Source organism: Amycolatopsis rhizosphaerae (assembly GCF_007713715.1).
Taxonomy (GTDB): Bacteria; Actinomycetota; Actinomycetes; order Mycobacteriales; family Pseudonocardiaceae; genus Amycolatopsis_E; species Amycolatopsis_E rhizosphaerae.
In genome coordinates this window covers 1-2,040 of the sequence record NZ_VJWX01000769.1, presented here as the reverse complement: position 1 = coordinate 2,040, position 2,040 = coordinate 1, and the positions used below count along the sequence as shown (strand labels likewise).

Below are 2,040 nucleotides of genomic sequence, written 5' to 3'. Positions count from 1 at the left end.
GCGCAGGCAGGCCGCGGACGGCCGCGTTCAGCGTGTCGCCGCGGCGCCGGTCCCACAGTCCGGCCAGCGCGGCGGCCCATTCGCCCGGCGGCAGGACGGCGATCAGCTCGGGGACGGCCTTCGCCGGAACCGGCGGCTTGACGGCGAGCAGCGCGCGTGCCCATTCCCGGTCCCGCTGCCTGCCCGCCGCCTCGGCCAGTCCCACGCGGAACGGCTCGGCGACCGCCGCCCCCCGGGCCAACGAACGGCGCAGCAGTTCCCGCGGTCCGGAGGCGAAGGCGGACCACAACGACAGCGGCGTGGCGGCCACGATCTGCCGGAACCACCAGGCGCGCCGCCCGGTGGCCAGTGGCGGCTCGGCACGCACCCCGTCCCGGAGCATCGGGCCGTCGCACTCACCCGGCAGCGACAGCCGCAGCGCGTCCCCCTCGACGGTGACGAGCGCGGCGGCCCGCTCCGCCATACGGGCGGCCAGCCGCGAACCGGGCAACCGGGCCAGCAGATCGGCGGCGAGCCGCCGCACATCAGCCGACCGATCGTCCAAAGCGGACTCCAGAAAATCCTCGTCCGCCGCGGACAGCCCGTCCACCAGCACGGCGAGGAACTCGGCACGCCGGGCGGCGGGCTCGGCGGCCCATACCCGCGCCAGCGCCTCCCGCGCGGCGGCGGGATCTTCCCGGCGCCGCTGGGCCAGCCAGGTCCGGCGCGCCACCGGGGCTCCGAGGCGCCACACGTCCGGCCCGGTGTCCGCGCCCGCCAGGAACGCCCATTCCGGCACCAGCGCGGCGAGCCACGGGCCGCGGGGCCCGGCCGCGGCGGCCACCGCGTCCCGCAGCGAGGGCCGGGACCGCGCCAGCCCGGCGAGCGCGGGCAGGCGCTCCGGCGGCACCCGCAGCCCCCGCGCGGCCACCGCGCGGAGCCATTCCGGCAGCACCTCGCCCTGTTCACCGGCGAGCAGCCGGTCGAGCCTGCGCACCGCGGCGGGCCCGGCGAGCGGACGTTCGTCCGCCGGTGCCGGCGCCGGGGGCGCCACGGCGGGCAGCGGTACGGCACCGGCCCGCCGGTACACGGTCAGCGCGGCGGCCGCGGACAGCAGTTCCCGCGCCGGATCCTCACCGCGGGCCAGTTTCCCCACCGCGGCGGGCAGCGCGCCCAGCTCGGCGGGACGGCGCTGCGTACCCAGCAGCGCGGCGCTGACCAGCCCCTCCCATCCGGTCACAGGATCACCGCCCGATCCCCGTCCCAGCAGCACATCGGCCGGGCCCCGGCCGGGGACCACTCCGCCGCCACCGTCAGCGGCCGTCCCCCCGAAACCGCCACCAGCGGCCAGGGGTCGGCGGAGGCGTGCAGCGGCAGCGCGCCACCGGAATCCGTGAGCGCCCAGCCGTCCTGCCCGGCGACCGGCACGACCCCGGCCAGGAGCACCGGCCAGCGGTCCACCCACGGGTCCTCGGCCAGCACCGCGCCGTATCCCGCGAGCGCGGCCGCAACCGGTTCGCCCTCGGGCCGGGGCGACGCCGTGGCCTCGCCGCGCTCGGCGACGACCACCCGCAGCGCGCCCGCCCCCGGGTAGTGCGCGAGCGTGGCGGGCACCAGCGTGCCCGGCCACAGCGAGGCGTCCAGCGGTCGGCCGGGCGTCGCGAAGGACAACACCATCGCGATCCGGCCGCTTTCCCTGCCGTGCAACCACACCGTCCTGGCCGCCACCTTCTCGCCCGGCTCGTCGCGGAAACCCAGCACCAGCCAGGTATCGGTACTGCGCTCGCCGTTGGCGAGCACCTCGGCGCTCTCGGTCGGATAGCCGAGGCGCGCCCGTACCGTGGCGGCCAGCGGCGGGGGCAGTTCGGCCAGCCGCGACTGCGCACCGGCCAGCAGGCAGGTCAGGGAAAGCTCCTCCAGCAGCCGGTCCGGCCAGTCCCGGCCCCGCCCGGCCAGCCGCGCCGCCCGGCGGACGCGTTCGGCCAGCCCCGGCGCCTGCGCGTCCACCATCCGGGCCGCCGCCGACTCCAGCGGCGCGGTACCCGACCTGTGCACCCCGGT

At 78.6% G+C, this 2,040-nt stretch carries 1 protein-coding gene and 1 pseudogene; both read right to left on the bottom strand.

What is annotated here, in order from left to right:
* On the bottom strand, positions 1–1,219 hold a 1,219-nt coding region (locus FNH05_RS36625; RefSeq protein ID WP_144593414.1), incomplete at its 3' end, for a DUF5691 domain-containing protein.
* A pseudogene (locus FNH05_RS38640) lies at positions 1,216–2,040 on the bottom strand (SWIM zinc finger family protein); the annotation flags it as partial. The gene FNH05_RS36625 and the pseudogene FNH05_RS38640, both read right to left, overlap by 4 nt.